Origin of the sequence: endosymbiont of Riftia pachyptila (vent Ph05) (assembly GCF_000224455.1) — a bacterium.
GTDB lineage: Bacteria > Pseudomonadota > Gammaproteobacteria > Chromatiales > Chromatiaceae > Endoriftia > Endoriftia persephonae.
This window is the reverse complement of the sequence record NZ_AFOC01000012.1, coordinates 1-22,038: the sequence shown is the minus strand read 5'-3', so window position 1 is coordinate 22,038 and position 22,038 is coordinate 1. Positions and strand designations below refer to the sequence as shown.

Annotated in this window: 15 protein-coding genes and 1 pseudogene; 6 read left to right on the top strand and 10 right to left on the bottom strand. The window is 58.5% G+C overall.

Going from position 1 to position 22,038, the window contains the following annotated elements; translation table 11 throughout:
- Nucleotides 1–81: 81 nt before the first annotated feature.
- The 10 genes and pseudogenes from RIFP1SYM_RS03100 to RIFP1SYM_RS03065 form a co-directional block, all read right to left on the bottom strand.
- The gene (locus tag RIFP1SYM_RS03100; RefSeq protein ID WP_005959188.1) at nt 82–3,330 is read right to left on the bottom strand and encodes an EAL domain-containing protein; all 3,249 of its coding nucleotides are present in this window, start codon (nt 3,328–3,330) and stop codon (nt 82–84) included.
- Nucleotides 3,327–3,968 (bottom strand): response regulator, encoded by a 642-nt coding sequence (locus RIFP1SYM_RS17835; RefSeq protein ID WP_006474675.1) that lies wholly within the window; start codon nt 3,966–3,968, stop codon nt 3,327–3,329. The genes RIFP1SYM_RS03100 and RIFP1SYM_RS17835 overlap by 4 nt, the downstream gene beginning before the upstream one ends.
- Before the next feature lie 202 nt (nt 3,969–4,170).
- A complete protein-coding gene (locus RIFP1SYM_RS03090; RefSeq protein ID WP_081417694.1) occupies nt 4,171–5,205 on the bottom strand; it encodes a cyclic di-GMP phosphodiesterase in 1,035 nt (344 codons plus the stop codon).
- A gap of 56 nt (nt 5,206–5,261) precedes the next feature.
- The gene (locus tag RIFP1SYM_RS16830) at nt 5,262–5,420 is read right to left on the bottom strand and encodes a rubredoxin (RefSeq protein WP_005959185.1); all 159 of its coding nucleotides are present in this window, start codon (nt 5,418–5,420) and stop codon (nt 5,262–5,264) included.
- Nucleotides 5,421–5,446: 26 nt separating this feature from the next.
- Nucleotides 5,447–5,731: pseudogene (locus tag RIFP1SYM_RS03085) on the bottom strand (hypothetical protein); the annotation flags it as partial.
- Between the two features lie 12 nt (nt 5,732–5,743).
- Nucleotides 5,744–6,319: a hypothetical protein gene (locus tag RIFP1SYM_RS03080; protein WP_006474680.1), complete on the bottom strand. Its 576-nt coding sequence runs from the start codon at nt 6,317–6,319 to the stop codon at nt 5,744–5,746.
- 117 nt (nt 6,320–6,436) lie between these two features.
- Nucleotides 6,437–8,278 (bottom strand): putative bifunctional diguanylate cyclase/phosphodiesterase, encoded by a 1,842-nt coding sequence (locus tag RIFP1SYM_RS19110; RefSeq protein ID WP_476756434.1) that lies wholly within the window; start codon nt 8,276–8,278, stop codon nt 6,437–6,439.
- A 2,177-nt stretch (nt 8,279–10,455) separates the two neighbouring features.
- The gene (locus RIFP1SYM_RS17830; RefSeq protein ID WP_010088525.1) at nt 10,456–10,617 is read right to left on the bottom strand and encodes a response regulator transcription factor; all 162 of its coding nucleotides are present in this window, start codon (nt 10,615–10,617) and stop codon (nt 10,456–10,458) included.
- A 46-nt stretch (nt 10,618–10,663) separates the two neighbouring features.
- Nucleotides 10,664–11,101 (bottom strand): response regulator, encoded by a 438-nt coding sequence (locus RIFP1SYM_RS03070; RefSeq protein ID WP_240992004.1) that lies wholly within the window; start codon nt 11,099–11,101, stop codon nt 10,664–10,666.
- A 281-nt stretch (nt 11,102–11,382) separates the two neighbouring features.
- Nucleotides 11,383–13,230 carry a PAS domain S-box protein gene (locus RIFP1SYM_RS03065; protein ID WP_240992003.1) on the bottom strand — a complete coding sequence of 616 codons (1,848 nt, stop codon included), beginning with the start codon at nt 13,228–13,230 and terminating at the stop codon, nt 11,383–11,385.
- A gap of 392 nt (nt 13,231–13,622) precedes the next feature.
- Between RIFP1SYM_RS03065 and RIFP1SYM_RS03060 the strand changes: the two genes are divergently transcribed.
- The 6 genes from RIFP1SYM_RS03060 (at nt 13,623) to RIFP1SYM_RS03040 (ending at nt 21,831) form a co-directional block, all read left to right on the top strand.
- Nucleotides 13,623–15,434: a hybrid sensor histidine kinase/response regulator gene (locus tag RIFP1SYM_RS03060; protein ID WP_139042044.1), complete on the top strand. Its 1,812-nt coding sequence runs from the start codon at nt 13,623–13,625 to the stop codon at nt 15,432–15,434.
- A 57-nt stretch (nt 15,435–15,491) separates the two neighbouring features.
- The gene (locus RIFP1SYM_RS03055) at nt 15,492–18,362 is read left to right on the top strand and encodes a chemotaxis protein CheB (RefSeq protein ID WP_005959177.1); all 2,871 of its coding nucleotides are present in this window, start codon (nt 15,492–15,494) and stop codon (nt 18,360–18,362) included.
- Nucleotides 18,363–18,688: 326 nt separating this feature from the next.
- On the top strand, nt 18,689–19,510 hold the full coding sequence (gene ppsR / locus RIFP1SYM_RS03050) for a posphoenolpyruvate synthetase regulatory kinase/phosphorylase PpsR (RefSeq protein ID WP_005959176.1): 822 nt from the start codon (nt 18,689–18,691) through the stop codon (nt 19,508–19,510).
- A gap of 320 nt (nt 19,511–19,830) precedes the next feature.
- On the top strand, nt 19,831–20,493 hold the full coding sequence (locus tag RIFP1SYM_RS03045) for a response regulator (RefSeq protein WP_240991639.1): 663 nt from the start codon (nt 19,831–19,833) through the stop codon (nt 20,491–20,493).
- The gene (locus RIFP1SYM_RS16250; RefSeq protein WP_005959174.1) at nt 20,477–20,995 is read left to right on the top strand and encodes a sensor histidine kinase N-terminal domain-containing protein; all 519 of its coding nucleotides are present in this window, start codon (nt 20,477–20,479) and stop codon (nt 20,993–20,995) included. The genes RIFP1SYM_RS03045 and RIFP1SYM_RS16250 overlap by 17 nt, the downstream gene beginning before the upstream one ends.
- A complete protein-coding gene (locus tag RIFP1SYM_RS03040) occupies nt 20,989–21,831 on the top strand; it encodes an ATP-binding protein (RefSeq protein ID WP_005959173.1) in 843 nt (280 codons plus the stop codon). The genes RIFP1SYM_RS16250 and RIFP1SYM_RS03040 overlap by 7 nt, the downstream gene beginning before the upstream one ends.
- Nucleotides 21,832–22,038 lie beyond the last annotated feature (207 nt).

Here is a 22,038-nt window from a genome sequence, read left to right as displayed (position 1 = left end):
AGCCTCCTCCACTGTCCGACCACCGCCCAGCGACAGGCAGTACTTGAGGTTATGATGAGTGAGGGGCAAGGGACCGTCACGTCAATGTCCGACATAGCGCTGGGTGAATAGCTTCGACGTCATGGGCCGCCCGAAGAGCCATCCCTGTCCCTCCTGGCAACCATGTTGTCGAAGGAAATCGCGTTGCGCCTCCGTCTCCACCCCCTCAGCAATAGTCTGCAAGCCAAGCCCCTGCCCCAGGGCGATCACCGCCCGCGCGATGGCCTTATCCTTACCTGCATTGGGCAGATTGCAGACAAAGGCCCGGTCGATCTTCAGTTTGTCCACCGGCAGGTGCTGCAGATAGCTGAGAGAGGAGTAGCCGGTGCCAAAATCATCCACCGAGAGCTGCACACCTAGGGATTTGAGTTCCTGCAGCATCGTCAGAGTCTGGCCCGTCTGTTCCATGATGACGCTTTCCGTGATCTCCAGCTCCAGGCGGGTGGGATCGAGGCCGCTCAGCTCCAGCGCCGTTGTCACCCGTTCCACCAGGGTGCCACGCCGAATCTGCACACCTGAGACATTAATCGCGATGCGGCCGAAGGAGATGCCTTGAACCTGCCATTCCACGGCTTGGCGGCAGGCGCTCTCCAGCACCCAGGCACCGATGGGTTCGATCAACCCCGTCTCTTCCGCCAGCGGGATAAACCTGTCAGGGGTCACCAATCCCTCCTGTGGATGATGCCAGCGCAGCAGTGCCTCGGCACCACACAGGCCGCCATCGGCAAGATTGACCTGAGGTTGGTAGTGAAGCTCAAACTCCTGACCCTCGATAGCTCTACGCAGTGCCGACTCCATGGCCAGACGCGCCCGCGTACCAGCACTCATCTCATCGTTGTAAAAATGATATTCACTGAGGCCACGCTCCTTGGCATGATACATGGCTATATCAGCATGCCGGATCAGTTCATCCGCACTCTCACCGTCGTTGGGATAGAGGCTGATCCCCATGCTTACCCGCAGAATGATCTCCGAGGTCTCCAGCCGGATCGGCACCTCCAGACCCTGCATCACCTTTCTCGCCACCAGCTCCGCCTCGCTGGCTGACTCCACATCTCCAATGAGAATCACAAACTCATCACCACCGAGTCGGGCGACGGTATCCTCCTCCCGCACCTGCCCGCGAACGCGCGCAGCCATCTCCAACAGCAACTGGTCGCCCATAGCGTGCCCCAGACTGTCGTTGATATCCTTGAAACGATCGATATCGAGGAACAGCACTGCCAACGCATGGCCGCCGCGACGTGCCTGACGCACGGCGACCTTGAGGCGATCCAGAAACAGCAACCGATTGGGCAGACCGGTAAGAGGATCATGGTTGGCCAGGTGCTCGATCTGTTCGAGGCTGTGCTTGAGGGGGGAGATGTCGGAGAAGATACCGACATAGTTGGTCACTTCTCCCTGGTCATCCTTGACGCTGCTGATGGTCAGCCAGGCAGGAAAGATATCCCCATCTCGATTCCTGTTTCGGATCTCACCCTGCCAGCGTCCCCGCTGGCGAATCGTCGACCACATGGCCTCATAAAAATCGGCCCTCTGCTTGCCGGACCGAAGCAGGCGGGGATTCTGCCCCCGCACCTCGGCCTCACTGTAACCGGTGATCTCGCTGAAGGCCGGGTTGACCGTCAGGATGGTTCCTTTTTCATCGGTGACCAGAATGCCGTCGTGGGTGTTGTCGAACACCGTGGTTGCCAGCCTCAGCCGACGCTTGACGGCCTTGCGTTCGCTGATGTCCTGAAAGGTGACAACGACTCCCTCCACCTCTCCCCCGTCAACCAGGGGGGAACAGGTGAATTCCACGGCTATTCCCCGGCCATCGCGATGAAAGAACAGCTCCTCGCCATGGACTATCTTGCCAGTCTGCAGACTCTGGTGGATGGGGCATTCCGAGAGAGGGTAGGTACTGCCGTCGGATTTCGCATAATGCACCCGGTCGTGGTGGGTGCCGCCTAGCAGCCCCTCCTCGCTGTGCCCCAGCAGACGGCAGGCAGCGCCATTCACGAAGGTGACCCTGCCATCTCGGTCGAGGCCGAAGAGACCCACGGTGGTCGCATCGAGAATGGCGGCAAAACGCTGGCTCAACTGGCTGTAGTCCACCACCGCCAAGCGGGAGGCGTCCTGCCGAGGCTGCCCGGCGAATTCGGCGGCATCCTCTTTCCGCCAGCGGCGTCCAGCGGAGGAAAGCTCCGCCTTCGCCAGTGGCGGTATGCTGGCCCGCTCCTTTGCCTCAGGCTCCAGATCCATGAGGCTCTCGACGATAGAAAAATCGTCCGGGGCGTTCTCTCCCCCGGCCGGGAGCTGCATCTGACCAAGCGATTCCTGGAGGAAATCGAGAAACCGACCAGCCAGTTCCGGATCAAGGCGCCCCAGGTCCCGCTCCCGCTCCAAATACCTGATGATCTCTCCGTGGGGCAGAACACCCTTGTAGGGCCTCTCTGCGGCCAGGGCGTCGTAGATATCGAGCAGTTGGAAGACCCGCGCAAGGTAGGGAACCTCCTCTCCCCGCAGACCATCTGGATAGCCACTCCCATCCCAATGTTCATGATGGTGTCGGATCAGCGGAACCAATGGCTCCAGCGCCTTGATACCGCTGCAGAGTCTGGCCCCTACCACCGGGTGCAGACGCATCACTCGCTCTTCCTGGGCATTGAGCTGTTCCTGCTTGAGCAGAATATGATCCGGGATCGCCAGCTTGCCGATATCGTGCAGGGTGCCCAGGTGCTCCAGCAACTCGATGGAGCGGTCATCGAGCCCAAGATATCGGCCAAACAGGGCCCCATTGTGGGCCAACCGAACACAGTGGCGGCCGGTGTGCCAGTCTCGCGCTTCCACCATGCGGGCGACCACAAAGTAGATCGACTCCACATGCTCCAACTGGTCGAGCAGACGCTTGTGGCTAGCCGCCGCCTCCACCCGGGCAATCAATTCAGTGGGGGTATAGGGTTTGCGGATGAAATCAGTGGCGCCGATGTTGAGGCTGCGAGCCAGCTCATCGCTGCTGCCCATGCCGGTCACCATGATCACCGGTAGCAGCCGGTCGTCCATCTCCTCGCGGATCCGGCGGCAGACCTCGTCGCCGGTCATGCCCGGCATGCGTTTATCCAGCAGGACCACATCGAAAGGGTGCTCTCTGATCGCCTTCAGGGCGGAGCGGCCATCGGTTGCCTCCCGCACCTCAAAATCGGGCGAGGAGAGGATCTCCCGCTGTAGGAACCGCTGCCCCGACTCATCATCGACCAGTAGCACCCGGTAGGGATTGGACTCGCTGAGCTGTCTGGCTGGCTGAGTCATCGTTTCAATCCTTTATCAGCGGCGGCATGACCCCTGATCTTCACCTCCGCCCCGGCAGCACCCTTCCCATCCAGACCCAACAGTGCAAAAAGCCTGTCGCGATCGAATGGCTTAGCCAGACAGACCTCGGCGCCAGCCTGCAGAATGCGCGCCTCATTCTCTGGGGTATGGAAGCCCGTCATGGCAATGATCCGAACGGCACGGGTGACGGGATCGCTTCGCAGCTGCCGGCACACCGTGAAACCATCGAGCCCCGGCATCATCAGGTCGAGGAGGATCACATCAGGATTGAAAGAGCGCACCTTCATGCCGGCTTCGAAACCGTCGTGGGCGCTCTCGACCACCTCCAACCCGGAACGATCCACCAGCAGCTCGGTCAGGTAACGCACCAGTTGCCGATCGTCATCGACAATCAGCAGCCGCAGATCCCCTCCCGGCCGGGTATGGAGACGAATGCCTCGCTCGTGAGCGAAGCGCTCTACTTCGCGCCACAGGAAACGGCGGTGACCACCTCCGGTCATCTCCGCATGCAGCCAGCCCTTCTGAGCCCATTGGCGCACGGTTACCGGTGCCACCAATAGCATCTCCGCCACCTCGGCAGGTGTCAGGTAGATGGCGCTGCCCTGCTTCTGTTTCATGCCAGTTTCCTCTGTTGACCGATCCATCATGAGAGCGATACCGAAAGGCAAACATCTAATCGCTATGCGCAATTCTATCGAATATAGCGATTTAACGGCGCCAGAGTAGGCAACTTTAGCAGGATAAGAGACAAGAGAAAGGAAATTGCTTTTATTCGCTCAATGACCGGCGCCTCTTCCATCGCCGCCATGAACCGCATATCTACTGAAACAGCAGCACGAATCGGCTAAACAGCTCTCTGTCAAAGTGGTGGGACATCTGCTGCTGCATTAGCTTCAGCGCATCAAAGGGCGTCATGGCCTTCTTGTAGGAGCGCTCCGCGGTCAGGGCATCGAATACATCCGCAATACCGCAGATATGTCCGTAGATATGTATCTCATCACCTTTGAGGCGCTTCGGGTAGCCACTGCCATCAGTAAACTCGTGATGTTGCATCACGATATATCGGCACTCCTCGGAGAGTGCTCCTGCTTCAGCCAACATCTTGTAGCCCTGGTAGGGGTGGGTGCGCATCCGCTGCATCTCCCGATCCGTCAGGCGACCGGGCTTGTTGATGATGGCAGTATCGACCTTGACCTTGCCGAGATCATGCAGAAAAAACCCCGCACCCAGTTCATGAAGGTCGTGGGCATCAGACTTGCTGAACAGTGCCTTGGCCAGCATGATCGCCGTCACCCCCACATTGACCGAATGGGTATAGGTATAGAAATCGTGGGAGGTAATGCGTAGCAGGCTTTTAGCTGTTTGATCATCAGAGAGGATCAGATCGGTGATGGCACTGACCGCCTGCTTGGAAGTCAGAATATTCTCGCTGGTTGGATGCTCCACCAGCCGCTCCATCATGCCCATGGAGTGTTGATACACCGCCTGAGCCTTTTCCTGCGGTGTCAGACTCTGGTCTTCGATGGCAGCGGTCAGCGCTTCCACCTTCAATCGGTTTGGGTCCCACCCCTCTGGCGGCGCCTGTGTCTTCGGATCTACAACCTTCCCCTCATGACTCAGATGTGCCAGCTCATCCAGTGAAGGCCCTGTATCCTCTGTTGCCGGTGGCACAGGTACCGTACTTTGAGCAGGATCAACAAAGACCTCCACTATGCCGGATTCGGCGATCTTTCGAATCTGGTCCTGGGACTTGATTCTGAAGCGGTTTCGCAAAAAAGGATGCGTGCTCCACGACCCCGGCAACAGGATATGCATACCGACTCGGAGTTGCTCCGTCCTTGCTTTCCTTAACATCTCATCTCCTCTGCCTATCAGACACAATGATCGTTCAATCTTTTCCGTGGTCGCACTCAGATTTGGTTGAATACGTCCTTGTCGGCACCGCAATCGGGACAGACCCACTCCTCTGGTATCTGATCGAGTGGCGTGCCTGGTGGAATCCCCTTCTCGGGCATCCCCTGTTTTTCATCGTAAACCCAACCACATATCTCACATTCATAACGATTCATCTTGGTTTCCCATTATTTCTATCACATCAGAACAGCTCGACTTCCCCGCCCGCTGCTTCGGCAACGGATTCGTAGCGTTTCTTTTCGTCGGTCAGTTGATCGAGGATGGCCATCAATGCCTGGCTTGCGGCCTCGAGCATTTGAAAATTTTCCAATACCAACTGTTGGTTTTCTTCAATATCCTCCCAGTCCGTTTTCAGAACCAACAGCGCCCTATGCATGGAACTGTGAACCTTTTCGTGGGGTTCCCGGAGCCGCTCATAGGCAGGAAGATGGGAGAACTCCTGGCGTCCGACACCGCTGTCGTACCATTTACCGAAACGTCAGTTGTGATGGTCCACCGCAACTGCCCGGCCAAACTCCGAATCAGCGCCGTGCATGAGCGTTGCATAGCCGTTCTGCATATAGATCAGGTGATCAACCTTGACCTCTGCCTCACTCAGGTTGGCCAGCAGGACCGTCCGGTTCAGTTCCTTCATCCGGCCGCTGATCTGCTGCAACGACCCATCCACCTGCCCCAGCAGGGCCAGAAAACCCGCATCGGATTCACCCTGATCGGTCATGCCACGGTAGACACCCGATACGGTCTCCTGCAGACCTTGGAGGATAGTCCGGCGAGTGCCATCCAGCCGCGCCATGGCGCTGTTCAGCCGGTCTGCGATATCGCCGAGGCGCCCCCCCCGGCTTGCCGAGCCGATACGATAGTCAAAGTGGCCGTCGTTCAGTGCGTCCGCAAGCCTCGAGATCCCTTCCAGCGCGCTCCGCGACTTACCGATACTCCGCCAGTAGCGGCTGAACAGCCCCATTCCGGCAAGTAGCAACAGGCTCTGCATCGGCAGGCTGATTATGCCAAGACCGGTCCCTGCCACCGATAGTGTCAGCAGGCCCAACAGAAGCATTGATGTCATCTCCTCCCGGACCAAAAGCGTGCTCATCTTCATAGCAATGCATCCCTTTGTAACCTTCCTCCATTTCCGAAATGGGGGCGTAAAATCTGCAGTGGCAAATCTCTACAGCTACATTGCTGCAGACCTGGAGGCACACGTCCTCCCCTGCTCAGCCTGATCCTGCAAAAACCGCGCAATCTCATCGACCGGCATCGGTCTAGCCATCAGGAAACCCTGGCCATAACTACAGCCCATCTCCCGCAGGCGCTGCATCTGCCACTCCTCCTCGATACCTTCGGCCACCACCTCCATATCGAAACTGTCTGCCAGATCTAGGATGGTTTTTATCATCTGTTCGTTACGCTCATGCTCCCCCATACGTGTGATGAACGAGCGGTCGATCTTGAGCACGTCCAGGGGAAAATTGTGCAGATAGCTGAGCGAAGAATAACCGGTGCCGAAATCGTCCATGCTGAGTCTGATACCCAGGGCCTTGAGTTCGCCCAGCACCTGGGCCGCCGACTCCGGATCTTTCATGATCACGGACTCTGTAATCTCCAGCTGCACCAGGCCCGGATCGATCCCGTGACCGGTCAGGAGGTTCTTCACCGTCTTGACCAGTTTGGCATCGGTGAGCTGTCGCGGTGACAGGTTGATGCTGATCCGAGGTGAAACATCCTCCGGATAGTGAGCCTTCAATTCATTCAGGAAACCGAAGGCACGGTGCATAACCCAGGTACCGATGGGCAGTATCAACCCGGTATCCTCAGCCACCGGGATGAATTCAGCAGGTGACAACCAGCCCCGTTCAGGATGCTGCCAGCGCAGCAGAGCCTCGAACCCCCGGATGCAGTGATCCGTCAGCCTGACGATGGGCTGCAGGTAGACCTCTAGTTCCCCATTGTTCAGCGCACTCTGTAGCTCGTTCTCCAGGTTAAAGCGGGCCATCGTGCCCTGGTGCATCTCACTGCGGAAGACTTCGAACGTGCCCCCGCCTCGCTCCTTAGCCCGGTACATGGCATTGTCCGCATCCCGCAGCATATCTTCAGGACGATGATACGCCTCACCGATAAAGGCGATTCCAATACTGGCGCCGGTCCTCACCAAATGCTCGTTCAGATCGATGGGGCGATCCAGCTCCTGCTGGATGCGGCGGGCGATCTCATACACCCTGACTTCCGTATCCATGCCCTCCAGCAGCACCACGAACTCGTCGCCACCGAGACGCGCCACCGTATCCTCCCTCCGTAGCAGGCCACGCAAACGCCGGGCCACCTCCACCAGCAGCTGATCACCGAGAAGGTGCCCCAGGCTGTCGTTGATCAGTTTGAAACGATCCAGATCCAGAAATAGTATGGCCACTTCATAATCCGGTCTTCTCTTTACCATTTGCAGGACATGACCCAGCCGTTCCACCAGCAACGCCCGGTTGGCGAGTCCGGTCAATGCATCATGAAAGGCATCATGCAGCAGCTGCTCCTCGATCGCCTTCTGTTGACTGATGTCGGTGGTGGATCCCACCATGCGATGTGGCTCGTTTTCCGTTCCCTGGATGGCCAGCCCCCGGCTCAGCCGCCACTGATACTCGCCATCTCGATGGCGCATCCGGTACTCGCAGACAAAATGATCGGAGGCGCCATCCAAGTGGCGCCTGATGGCCTGCTTCAGGTTGTCGACATCATCGGGATGGACCTGGGTCATCCAGGCCTCCGGCGGCTGCACCACCCCCTCCTCCGCATACCCCTGCATGGCGTGGTAACGGGGTGAAAAATAGATCTGGTTGGCCTTGAGATCCCAGTCCCAGAGCCCATCGTTGGTTCCCCGCATGGCCAGGGAGAACCGCTCCTCGCTGTTGCTCAGGGCCTCTTCAGCTCTGGCCCTTTCCGCGATACCGGCCAGGGTTACACAGGCGGTCTCAAGGAAGGTCGTTTCCTGCCCGGCCAGCTGGCGCCCGGCATCCAGATAGAGCATGAGCACGCCAATCACAGTGTCGTTGATGATCAGGGGCAAGAGATACTGCTCATTCTCCAGCCCTGCGCGACAACCACTTTTCAGCTGCACTTCTGCCTGACTTGCCAACAAGGGACGAGCATGCCGTACGACCCAGCCACAGGCACATTCACCGACAGGCACTCTGCTACAGACCTTCTGCAGCTCCACTGGCATGTTGAGCTGTGCCGAAAGCCGCAGGTGACATCCTTCCTCTTCCATCAGCACGATCGCCCCTTTGGGCTGCAAACCCAGCCACTGCTGGGAACAGAGGATAGCGAGGGCAGATTCCAGCTTATCGCTCAGCGCACCTCTTGCCTGGTGGATCTGCAGCAGTTGGTTGAGGATCTGTTTCTGCTGCTTCTCCCGCTCGATGGTCTGCGTCCGCTCCTGAACACGCTGTTCCAGGGTCTGGGTCAGTTGCTGGAGTCCATTTTCCGCCCGCTTCCGCTGCCGGATCTCCGCCAGTAGGTTCTGGTTGATCTGCTCCAGCCTGTCGGCCCCCTCGATCCTGCGGATGATGGGATTGACCCTGAGCAGCACCGCCAGGGCACTGACCAGGATAACCAGACCCGCCAGCACCCCGGCAAACAGAAAGGCGTGAAGATAGGGGGCCACGATCTCTTCGGCCAACAGACCAACCACCAGACCCAGACTGGAATCAGGTACCGGACGGTAGGCCAACAGCCACTCCCTGCCCTGGCGATCCTGCCCCGTATAGACCCCCTGTTCCCCCTGCAGGGCCCGGCGCATGGCCTCATCCGGCGCATAGGCAAGCGGCTTTGTGATCTGTTCGACGTCTGCCAGTGCCCCTGAACCGTCCAGCCAGTGCAACCCCGTTCCCTGGCGGCGAGCAATCAGGGTCTCAGACGCCAGACTGTGCGGATCTCGGGGTAACCCGTTGCGATCATCATGCCGCAGGTAGTCCATCAGGAGCCCCTCTTGGCCCTCGGCGTCGTGGGAGAAGGCCTGAACGACGCCAGCCATCCTTTCCGCCTGCAGCATCAGGTGATTCTCTTCCTGCAGCCATTCCGAGTGGAGCAGTACCCGGCTTACCGTGACTCCAACCAGCAGTGATGCCATAGCCATAATCAGGGTTNCATTCCACAGGATCCGCAAGCGCGCCTGTTTCGCGGAATCGAGCCAGTTGCTCAGATCCAGACCCTCATCACTCTGGCGACGCCATATCGATATCAGTTCCCAGCTCGTCCAGGCGACTGACAGACCACCGATACAGAAGAACAAAAAGGCGCTATGCAGGGCCATGCGGGTAAACGAGAACCAGCCATAACCGGATTCCAGCCCCGCCATGTAGCCAACCAACGATTCCAGTGCGAGATAGCTGATGAGGAGTCCAGCCACCTGCCCCAGACTCACCAACCAGCCGGTATGCCTGGTGAAGGAGAGGCTGAGCAGGACTATACCGCTGAGGGCAAACGCCAGTGCGGTATTGGGTGCCAAACGTCCCGGGCTTGAAACCCCGTGCTGCAGGGGCTGTTCCATCAGTAGCTGGTCGATACCGAAATCCGCCCCCATGGGATACTGAAGACCAGTTGCGATCCCTAGCACAATAACCAGCAGACCAAATATGGAAGCCAGGAGAGACCTCTGATGCGCAAGGGACCAGAAGCCCATACCCATCAGAATAAAACCGAGGGTGGTGTTGAGCTGCATGGGAGGGAGTGATGCCCGAAGCTGGATCAGGCCCTGAATGTCGAACGCCCAGCCGATGATCACCAGCAGGCTCATGGCGATCAACAGGACACTGCCCAACAGGGTCAGGGAGAACAACCATGGAGGTTGGGGGTGCGTATGCTTCAATTGTGATCTCTGTAATCCAAAAATCAACCCAAAGCGCTTTGCCGTGCGCGAGGGTCCTCCAAATCATTTCTTTGATTGATATGGAGATAGCGACCTGGAAACGGATCACTGTATAGCCTGCAGTCACAGAAAACTTCTGTTATCGTCACTACAAATGCCGGGACTTTTTCCCTCTTTTATCAGGAACTTTTCCCTCTCTCGCCCATACACGCAGCTCTACCAGAGCTTACGTCTTAGGGGTCGGAGTCAAATTTGATCGAAGCAACGGGGCATTCAGTGCCGCTGATTTCCATCAAACCTGACTCCACTCCCTTTACCTAAGGCTGTTTGCTGCGCGACTAGGTTTTGATCAGGCCGTGGCGGATTGCCAGGTGAACGACCTCAGCATCAGTGGATAAGCCCAGTTTTTTCTTGATCTGATGGGCATAGTTGGAGACGGTCTTGACACTGATGTGCAGAGTCTCTGCAATGGTGGCCCGTTTGTTGCCCGCCGCCATCATTAGGAAGATCCCGAATTCCTTTGCAGAGAGCTGGCTGAGCGGTGAGTTATTCTTGCTGAATCTGGCGCAGTGCCAGCTCTTTCGCGATATCCGGTCCCAGATAGGTCTCACCTGCCGCCACCTGAGCCACTGCCTCCAGCAGAACGTCCGGATCGCTGGATTTGGTAATGTAACCCGACACCCCCATCCTCAGGGCGCGTTCTGCAAAGACGCTGCTGTCATGAATGGTGAAGATCAGGATACGCACGTGCGGGTGGTGAGAAAGCATCCGTCTGGCGGCCTCCATCCCGCCCATGCCCGGCAGGGAGAGGTCCATAATCACCAGATCCGGGTGATGTTTGTGATACTGTCGACAGGCCTCTGGTCCGTCACCTGCCTCAGCCACCACCTGGAATTCCGGCTGCATCTCCAGAAGACGCCGATAACCGGCTCGAACCACGGAATGGTCATCGACCAGCATGATAGTGGTTTTCTGATGGGGCATTCCAAGAGAATAGTATGTTTTTCCTGCACTCATAATAAGAGTCATCACTGCTTTGGATGATTGGCAAACGCTGCATGCTCGGGAACCGGAGCCCCTTCTGGACAATAACCCACTCCCAGAGTGACCAACGACGATGCATTGGCCAGCCAAACCGACAACAGCTCATCAGTCATTGCCGTCCAGCTTCGCCGGGGCGAGTGGCAATACCATACTCAACCAGAAACCCTGCCCGCCCACCGACCGACAGCATACAGCACCACCAACGGCCTCGGCACGCTGCTTCAATCCGTACAGTCCAAGACCATCATGGGTCGAAGCGGGGTCCATACCACGCCCATTGTCCTCCAGGGCCAATACCAGCCATTCATCCTCAAACCCAGGCTTACAGTTACGTAATCGGCCTGGGCATGGCGGCTGATATTGGTGAGACCCTCCTGAACACAGCGATAGAGGGATATCTCCTGCAGATCCGACAGCCTCGGTATCTCATCCACCATCGACAGGCTGATCTTGGTATCACGATTACGCTGTCGCCATTTATCCACCAGCTCCTGTATGGCATCCAGAAGACCAAACTGGTCCAGCATCGGCGGTCGCAACCGCTGGGTGATCTCCCGGATGCCTTGGATGCCCTGAAACACGATATCCTGAATATCCGCTGTCACCGATGCCAGTTCGGTCGAATTATGGCCCCATTTCTTCTGGATATAGGCGACATCCATCTTGATTGCGCTCAACAGTTGTCCCATCTCGTCATGGAGTTCGTGGGCCAGCCGCTTTCGATCATCTTCCTGAATGCGCATACTGCGACGATGAAGCCGCTGGTTCTGTTTCAGGAGTTGTTGCAACTGTTGTTCGGTCTCTTTCTGTCTGGTGACATCCTGTACACTACCCCTCATGCCCAGCGGATTGTTCGAACCATCGAAGATCACTTCGCCCTGCTCATGCACCTCCCGCATGCTCCCATCCGGATGTTGGATTCGATGATCAATCGAATAGACAGCCCCTTCCCACAAGGCGGCATCCACCGCCGCTCTCACCCGCTCCCGGTCATCCGGGGCGACGCATTCCAGAAAGCCCTCGTAACTGGTCACGAACCTGTCCGGGTCCACACCAAAGATCCTGTAGGTCTCATCGGACCAGACCAACGAATTGTCATGCAGGCACCACTCCCAGCTCCCGATATGGGCGATCCGCTGGGCCTCTGACAGGCGTTGTTCACTGTTGCGCAGCGTGGTCTCCGCCTTTTCATGGGACAGATAGACACCCAGCATTTCAGCTGCCGTGCGCAGAACATCGACCTCCCCATCCAGCCAGTCCCGCTTGTTCCAGACATCGTCCAGACCAATGTACCCCCCCCATTTCTTATCGATCCAGATCGGCATAATCAGAATCGACAGGACCCCTCGTTCCAAAAGGCAGGCCTGCTCCTCCGCTGGCAGGTCATCCACCAGGCCTAAAACGGGTTGATTCTGTCTCAGCACCCGCAGCCAGCGTTGCGGTGAGCTGACCTGAAGGGAACCGCTCTGGAATTCTGGCTCTTTGAACCGGGGCTCGACGGCCGGGGCACACTGCTCATGGCTTGAAGCAATGCTGACTACCTGGTCCGGTGTATCTCCCACCTGCGCCAGATAGACCCGGCTGGCAACAGTGGCCTCCAGCAGATGCTTCAACGCACAGGGTATGGCATCTGGAGACGGCTGCAGAAGTCCCCGTGAGAAAGCGGAGAGACGGGTGACATATTGGAGGCGCCGCTCAAGCAGTGCCTCAGTTTTTCTGTGCTGAGAAATATCACGGGCGATGCTGAGCAGGTACTCCCTGCCACCATGCCAGAATCTGGAACTGATCACCTCTACTGGAAAGATCTCCCCACCCTTGCGTCGATGGTGGGTTTCAAAGGTCCAGGAGCCAATCTGGGGCATCCTTTCCCAGTGCTTCATCCAGAGAGTTTTATCCGCATCCGGGTTGATGTCCATCACGCGCATCTGCAGCAACTCCTGACGCGTATAGCCGAGATTGCGTATTGCTGCCCTATTCACAGACCTGATGCAGCCGTCCTTCCCGAGAAGAAACAGGCTGTCGTGCATCTGCTCAACCGCTGCCTGGGTCAACTGCAGTTCCTGTTGCACCCTGGACAGCTGCCAGTCCTCCCTCTGCCGCCACTTCATAACCACGATGATACCCAACAGGCCAACCAACCATATCAGGAGATCAAGCGCAGTATGAATCCAGCCAGGATCGACAAAAACGCTCTGAAACTTAAGTTCTATGTCCCCAGCACGGTTGAGAAGGAAAAGGAAGAGGGGAGGTGTAACCACCACGCCCGTCCATAGAAGTGCAGCCATCCAAGTATGGCGCCTGAGTGGGCGCTGATTTGACGGGTATTCTGCTGTCTTTTCCATGGCTTGTCAGATGAGATAGAGTCGATGGCTTTTGGTTGGAAACGTTTCCCAATGGGGCAAACCCCGGTTTTGTTACTCGCGCTTGCGGGTATTATAGATGGAGGGTGAGAGGTGGAACCATGTCAAACGACGACTTCAAGAACACAAACAATAAACAACTGCTTGAGCGTCTCGAACGCCTGCAATCCACACTTTTACCGTCGGGGGAAAAACAGAACCTTTCCCAGCTGTTGCACGATCTTCAGGTCCATCAGATCGAGCTGGAACTACAGAACCGCACCTTGCAGTCGGCCCAGGTAGAGCTGGAGGAGAGCCGCGACCGTTACGCCGCGCTCTACGACTTCGCGCCGGTAGGTTATCTCAGCCTTGATGCCCAGGGCATTATTCGCCAAATCAATCTGACAGGCGCACGGCTGCTCAACCGGGAACGGGGCCGGCTGCTGCAGACTCCCTTCTCCCGTTACCTGGCGCCGATGGAATCGGAGATCTTCTTCGGCCACCTGCGAGCGGTATTCCACAGCCGCGGCACACAGAACCAGCTGCTCTCTATCACCCAGCCCGAAGGCGAACAACGCCAGCTCCGCATGGAAAGCCTGGTTAGCAGTGGAGAGGGGGAGCAGCAAGAGTGCCGTTCGGTGCTGTTCGACATCACTGAAGAGATCCGTGCCCGTGAGGAGAAGGCACGCCTACAGCGTGAACTGCAACAGGCGCAGAAGATGGAGAGCATCGGCCTGCTCACCGGCGGCATCGCCCATGACTTCAACAACCTGCTGGCGATCATTCGCGGACACACCCAGCTCATCCAGGAGCGGCTTGGCATCGATCCCCCAGAACGACAGGGCGAGCGGCTGGAACAGGTACTGGAGGCGAGCGGACGGGCCCGTGACCTGATCGCTGACCTGCTGAACTTCAGCCAGCGCCGGGAGGCCCCGCCCACAACGCTGGCCCCAGCCCGCAAGATCGCCGACATGCTGCCGCTGCTGCGGGCCACCTTCCCCAGCAGCATCGAGCTGCAGACCCGCCTGCGATCCGATACCCCTGCCATCCAGATCGCTCCCGTGGCCTTCGACCAGTTACTGATGAACCTCTGTCTCAACGCCCGGGACGCCATGGAGGGACAGGGTCGTCTGCTGATTGAACTCTGCCGGCAACAGCTCAGCGATAGCGAATGCGATGCCTGTCACCAACCGTTCACGGGAGAGTGGGTGGAGATAAGCATCAGCGACACCGGGAGTGGCATCCCGATGAGTGATCGGCACCGGCTCTTCGACCCCTTTTTCACCACCAAGCCCCCAGGACAGGGGACCGGCCTGGGGCTCTCGATGGTCTACAGCATCCTGAAACAGCATGGTGGCCATGTGCTGCTGGAGAGCCGACCCGGCCGGGGCAGCCGCTTCAGGCTGCTGTTCCCCCCGGTGGAAGCAACGCTCGGCAGCACTCCGGAAACGACAGGGACAATCTCATCCACCCCACCGCCTCCGGCTGGTGGCCAACAGATCATCGTTCTGGATGACGAGCCAGCCATCGCCCGGCTGCTGGGGGAGTTGCTCACCGCCTCCGGCTACCAGGTCAGCGTCCATACCGATGCTCCAGCCCTGCTGCGGGATCTGGAATCAGGCAAATACGCCCCCGACCTGCTGATCACCGACCAGACCATGCCCGGGTTGACTGGCGTCGAATTGATCCAGCATCTGCGTCCTGACTATGCCAAGCTGCCGATCATTCTTTGCAGTGGCTACAGCGAGGTAGTCAACGCCGCCAATGCCAATGCGTTCGGGGCTGATCGCTTCCTAGAAAAGCCGGTGGATGCCGCCAACCTGCGGGCACTGGTGCAGGAACTACTGGAGGCGAGTGGCACTGCGCGCTCACATGGGAAGACACACCCGTTCGAAAGAGAGGGTCGGAGTCAAACCAGGCAACGCTCCAGATAAACAGAACGGGGTAGCTCAGTTTGACTCCGACCCCGGGAAAATCATCATAATGGGCGAATGATAAAACGAGACGAGACCCAAACAAGCGATTCGACGGTTCTTCCCGTGGTCGGCATCGGCGCCTCTGCCGGCGGTCTCGAGGCCTTCCGCGAGCTGCTGAGCGCCCTGCCCCCCGACACTGGCATGGCCTTCGTGCTGTTGCAGCACCTATCGCCAGATCATTCCAGCCAGTTGGCCGAACTGCTCGCCGACACCACCAGCATGCCGGTGAAACCGGCCAAAGACGGCCAGCGGTTACAAGCAGACCACGTCTATATTGTCCCACCGGCCACACAGCCCGGCCTGCTGCACGGCCGGCTACAGCTACTACCGCTGCACCACAAGCCGGGAGCGCCGGTGGTGATCGATGAGTTCTTCAAAAGCCTGGCTGTCGATACCGGTCCCAAGGCAGTGGGGATCATCCTCTCTGGTGCCGGTTCGGATGGCGGTGGGGGACTGGAGGCGATCCGCGCCGCCGGCGGCGTCGCCTTCGCCCAGAGCGAGCATTCGGCGGCCTTCGACAGCATGCCCCACAGCGCCATCGAACGTGGCCTAGCGGACTATGTGCTACCGCCGACAGCCATCGCCAGTGAACTTGGGAGGTTGGCACGAAGCCCACGCTTCACCCTCGGCAAGCGACAACAGCTCCCCTTCGCCAGTTCCAGACAATCCCTGCAGAAGCTCTTTCTGCTACTGCGTCAGAGCACCGGCACCGACTTCAGCCTCTACAAACCCAGCACCATCCAGCGGCGGTTGCAGCGGCGGCTGATGCTGCACCACCTGAATCGGCTGGCCGATTACCTGAAGCTGATCCAGCAGCAGCCTGAGGAGCTGGAGCATCTATTCGATGATCTGCTAATCAACGTCACCCATTTCTTCCGCGAAGCGGAGAGTTTTCGCACCCTGGAGCAGTCTGTCTTTCCCGCGCTCGTGGAACAGAAGAGACAGGGTGAGCCGATCCGCATCTGGGTTCCGGCCTGCTCCAGCGGTGAAGAGGCCTACTCCGTCGCCATCACCTGGCTCGATTTTCTCGAACAGGCGCAGATCGACCGCCCCTTGCAACTGTTTGCCACCGACATCGACGCCGCTGCCATCAAACAGGCCAGGCGCGGCATCTTTGCCCCAGATCAGGTGGTCCCCCACCTCTCCCAGCGGCGGCTGGAATACTACTTCAACCGGACGCCCCAGGGTTGCCAGATCAACCCGGAGGTGCGCGACCTCTGCATCTTCTCGGTACAGGATCTATTACGTGACCCACCCTTCTCTCGTATCGACCTGATCTGCTGCCGCAACCTGCTGATCTACCTCAAACGCAAGCCCCAGCAACAGCTGCTGCAGACCCTCCACCGCTCCCTCAACCCCACCGGCTTCCTCATGCTCGGCGGTTCCGAATCCATCGGCGCCTCCTCCGACCTGTTTCAGGTGGCAAACAAGCGCACCCGCCTCTACCACAAGAAGACACTGCCAGGCGAGCTTTCGCAGCAGTTCCTGCGAACCAAGGGTCGCCTGCCGTTGGAACCGGTAAAACCGGTCTCCGAACCCCCCACTCCGAACAGCGCAGAGATGGCGATCAACACCCTGCGCGAACGCCGCTGCCCTCCTGGTGTGACGCTTGACCGGACACACAATATCCTGGCCTTTCACGGCGATGTCTCGCCCTATCTCGCTCACCCCCCTGGCAGGCCTGATCTTAAACTGCTACGGATGGTCCAGGGGGAGTTACGCACGGAACTCAATCTAATGGTCTATCGGGTGATCGAATCGGCCAAGGCCGAGACACGCACCCTCCGCCACACCATGCCCGATGGCCAACAGCACACGATCTCTCTCAGCTTCGAGCCGGTTCCCCGCAGCGACCACCAAGAGCCCCTGTTTCTGTTGCTGTTTCAGGATCTTGGCAAATGCGAGACACCATCCCCNGCGGCTGACGGTTCCAGCGACAGCCGCATCGCTGAGTTGGAGCAGGAACTGACCCGGGTGTGGCAGCACACCGAGCAGATGATCCTGCAGCTACGGGCTACCAATGAGGAGCTGCACACGGTCAGCGAGGAGAATCTCTCCGCCAATGAGGAGCTCCAGTCCACAAATGAAGAGCTGGAGACCGCCAAGGAGGAGTTGCAATCGAGTAATGAGGAGCTGAGTACCCTCAACCATGAGCTGCTGGCTGCCAACGAGGAGCTGCACCGGCTCAATGAGGAGCTGCGTCAGTTGCTGGAAAGCGTGGAACTGCCGATCCTGATGCTGACCCGCGAACTCAGGCTACGCCGATACACCCCGGCGGCCCTGCGGCTTTTCAACCTGCTACCCGGCGATCTCAACCGTCCTTTGAGCGACCTCCAACCCCGCTTCCACTCACCCAGTCTGGAGACGGAGCTCCATGATGTCATCCACAACCGCCAGAGCCGTACCCTGCAAATCGAGGACGGCGAGCGCAACCCCTGGTCCCTGAGCATCCTGCCCTTCTTCGACGAACAGGGGGCGCTGGACGGGCTGGTGCTGCGATTCATCGACCTGCGACCCTATCGCGAACTGGAACAGCACGAGCGGCTGCTACTGACATTTCTGCAAAACTCCGGCGAGGCAGTCATTCTCGAGGATCTCAACGGCACCATCCTGAGCTGGAATCGGGGCGCCGAGCGACTCTACGGATACAGCGCGGATGAGGCTGTCGGCATGAGTGTATTTAAGCTGATTCCGGCAGAAGAGCAGCCCCCCCTGCGGGAGATCATCGGACGCTTGGCGCTCAACGAAGAAGTTCAGCCCTTCGAGACCTGGCGCATCGGCAGGGATGGAACCCGCCATAGAATCCAACTCAGCCTCTCGGTGGTACGCGATGCTCACGGCCAGCCCGTCTCCCTGGCCAGCACTGGCCGGGAGATCAGCGACTGACTCCAACCCCTGGGACATTCCCTATCGGGGATTCTAATTCCACTGCGTCAGCTTTCATCATCCTATAACTGATTGTTTCAGCAGATAATTTCAGCATTACCGGGTCGATAAACGCTTGTGAAAAAGGGCAAGTTCATCTCTCTCATCGGCCATCGATGAAATCCTTAGGTGGATCTGCCGCGGCCAAACGACGTTTCCAAGGATAGCAGCAGCAAAGAACCCAAGCTCCGGCTGGCAGGCTAATTATAACGAATCGATACCCTTGCCAGGTGAGGTCTGGAATGCGATCTTGTGGCCTGTCCCTTGATCCGATTTGGTGAGCCCCAATGACAAAGCGCAGTGTCTTTTTTCTCTCCGATCACACCGGCATCACCGTCGAGGCGATGGGGCGATCACTGCTCAGCCAGTTCCCGGCGCTGGAGTACGACACGGTGCACTGGCCCTTCATCGACACCATCGAGAAGGCCAAGCGGGCAGCTGGGCGGATCAACCAGGAGACAATGCGCTCCGGCGCTCGACCGCTGGTCTTCAGTACCCTGGTCGATCCCACCTTGCGCGCCTGCTTCCGTGACAGCGCCGGGCTGATCTTCGACTTCTTCGAGCACTTTACCCAGCCCATCGAAGAGGAGCTGCAGATCCCCTCCGCCCCCGCCCTGGGGCGCCTCCACAGCATCGGCAAACAGAACGCCTACAACGAGCGCATCCATGCGGTGAACTACGCCCTGACCAACGACGATGGCGCAGTGACACGCAACTACGACAGCGCCGATCTGATCCTGATCGGTGTGTCACGCAGCGGCAAGACCCCCACCTGCCTCTTCATGGGGCTGCAACACGGCATCCTCGCCGCCAACTACCCGCTAACCGACGATGATCTGGATGATCAGAACCTGCCCAGGGTGCTGCAACCCTACGTCGAGAAACTCTACGGGCTCACCATCGACCCCCGACAGCTGCAGCGCATCCGCAAAGAGCGCCGCGCCAACGGCCGTTACTCTTCCTTCGAGCAGTGCCTGAGTGAGGTGCAGCGAGCCGAACGACTGTTCAAACGCCACAACATCAGATTTCTCGATACCACTGCCATGTCGATCGAGGAGATTGCCGCCCGCTTGCTACAAGAGGCCGGACAGGAGAGTCGGCTGGATTAATGACGACAGATCAAGTCAGGGAAAAAGATTCGTTTTTGATCAAAAAACAGGAGTAACACCTCTTTTTTTCGTCAAGAAGCGTCTCACGGGTACCGATATGAGCTTTTTTTGGGCCTTTTCAGATTTTCTGATCCCGGCTAGTGGCATCGCAAACAAGGCCCAAAAGACCTACCTGAGCCCCCCTTCAATCGTTCGCAGGATGTTACGCAAGTCTCTCCAGACTTGGTTTACCGGACTTGCTAGCATAGCCTCCAGGCAGGGTGGCAATGACATAACAAAAAAATATTGCTTTCCTTTCCGCACAGAAAGAAATGATGGCAATGCGCTTATTGTTGGTAGAAGACGACGAGTTGCTGGGGGATGGCCTCAAAACGATACTCTCGCTGGAAGGCCATTCGGTCGACTGGGTCAAAGATGGGAGGGCAGCGGATGTCAACCTGGCGGGCACAGCTTATGAGGCGGTAGTGCTGGATCTCAATCTGCCCTACCGCTCCGGTCTGCAGATCCTGGAGCAGCTGCGCAGACAGCGCAATCAGGTGCCAGTGATCATCATCACCGCCCGGGATCAGATTCAGGACCGCGTCTGCGCGCTCGACAACGGGGCAGACGACTATCTGGTCAAACCCTTCGACACAGACGAACTCTGCGCCCGGTTGCGCGCCATGCAGCGGCGTTTCTACCGGGTGGTGAACACGATCATCGAACACGGCAACATCCAGCTCGATCTCTCCTCCCACAGGCTGGAGATCAACGGCATCCCGGTAACCCTGTCACCACGGGAGTTCACTTTGCTGCAAGTATTGCTGGAGAACGCCGGACGCGTGCTGTCGCGTCAACGGCTAATCGAGTCGCTCTATGGCTGGGACGACAGCATCGACAGCAATGCGGTCGAGGTCTTCATCCACCATCTGCGTAAAAAGGTTGGCCCCGGTCTGATACGCACCGTCCGCGGTATCGGCTACCTGATTGAGCGGCCCGGCTGATGCGCTCCATCCGCTTTCAACTGCTCGCCCTGTTGCTCAGCCTGACCTTCTGCGGCTGGCTGCTGCTGGCGCTGTCACCTCGTTCAGCGAACGACATGAGATCCGCGAGCTGCTGGATGCCCATCTTGCACAGGTGGCACGGCTGATCATGGTGACAGTCTTCCATGAAGCGGAGGAGAAGGACGGCCTGGGCTTTCAGAAAGACCTCCATCGCCTGCACAAATACGAATATTCGATCATTTTCAAAGTCTGGTCGAGAAACGGAACCCTGCTGTTTCAGACACCTAATGCCCCCGCTGAGCTGTTGCCTACAAGTCCATCCGGTTACTCCGATTTCGAACTGCAGGGAGAGATGTGGCGCCAGTTCAGCATCGAAGACCCCGACGCCGGCCACCGCCTGCTGGTGGCTGACCGCTACGGCGATAGAGACATCCTGGCATCGAAAATCATCTTCAACATGCTGCCCCCTTCCTCTGGGTATCCCCCCTGCTTGCCGTGCTGATCTGGTTTGGCGTCGGGCGTGGACTGGCGCCGCTGAGACGTCTCGCCACCGATATCCCGAATCGAGACTACAACTGCCTCAGCCCGGTCAGCATGCGCGATGTGCCGCAGGAGGTCGCCCCCCTGGTGCGCGAGCTCAACGCCCTCTTCTCACGCCTCGACAACGCCTACATGCGTTTCAGCCGCTTCACCTCCGATGCTGCCCACGAACTGCGCACGCCGCTAGCCGGCATCCGCGCCCAGGCCACCGTCGCCCTGCGCAGCCCCGACAAGGCGGGGCGGGAGCATGCACTGCGGCAGGTATTGAAGGGCAGCGACCGGGCAGCTCATCTGGTAGAACAGATGCTGCTGCTGGCCCGCGTCGATCCGAATGCGATTGCCACCTCGTTCAAGCCGATCGACCTACGCCAGGCCGCCTCCGAAGTGGTGGATGAGATGAGGTCAAAAGCCACTGAGCAGGGGCTCGAACTGCAGCTGGAGGCGCCACAATCAGTCAGTGTGCCTGGCGATCTCGAACTCATGAAGTTGCTGCTGGGCAACCTGATCGGCAATGCCATCGCTCACACCCCCTCCGGGGGGCGGATCCAGGTCCGCCTGGAGCAGCGGCAAAACCGGGTCGACTTAAGCGTGGAAGACACCGGCCCCGGGGTCGCAGCAGCGGAGCTGGAGCGGATCTTCGACCGCTTCTACCGCCATCCCGACAACCAACGCGAGGGGTTCGGGCTGGGCCTCTCCATCTCGCAGCGCATCGCGGAGCTTCATGGCGCCAAAATCAAGGCCAGCCCAGGCCAGCAAGGGCTGCGCATCCAGATCACCTTTCTCGACAGTGATTCTTAAAAAATTCTGGTTTCTTAACGAATCTTAATCTTCGCCTGCTAGCTTGCCAGTTGCGGGGACAGTAGAAGGCGGCAGAAAGCCCTCACACCCGACAGACTGTGCACAGCCACCTGCCCTAACGACCCAGGCAGCAACGGAAGAACGGCCTATCGCCGTGCTCTCCAAGCGAGGAGATCAGAATGAAAGATCCAAGGCGCTTCATACTCC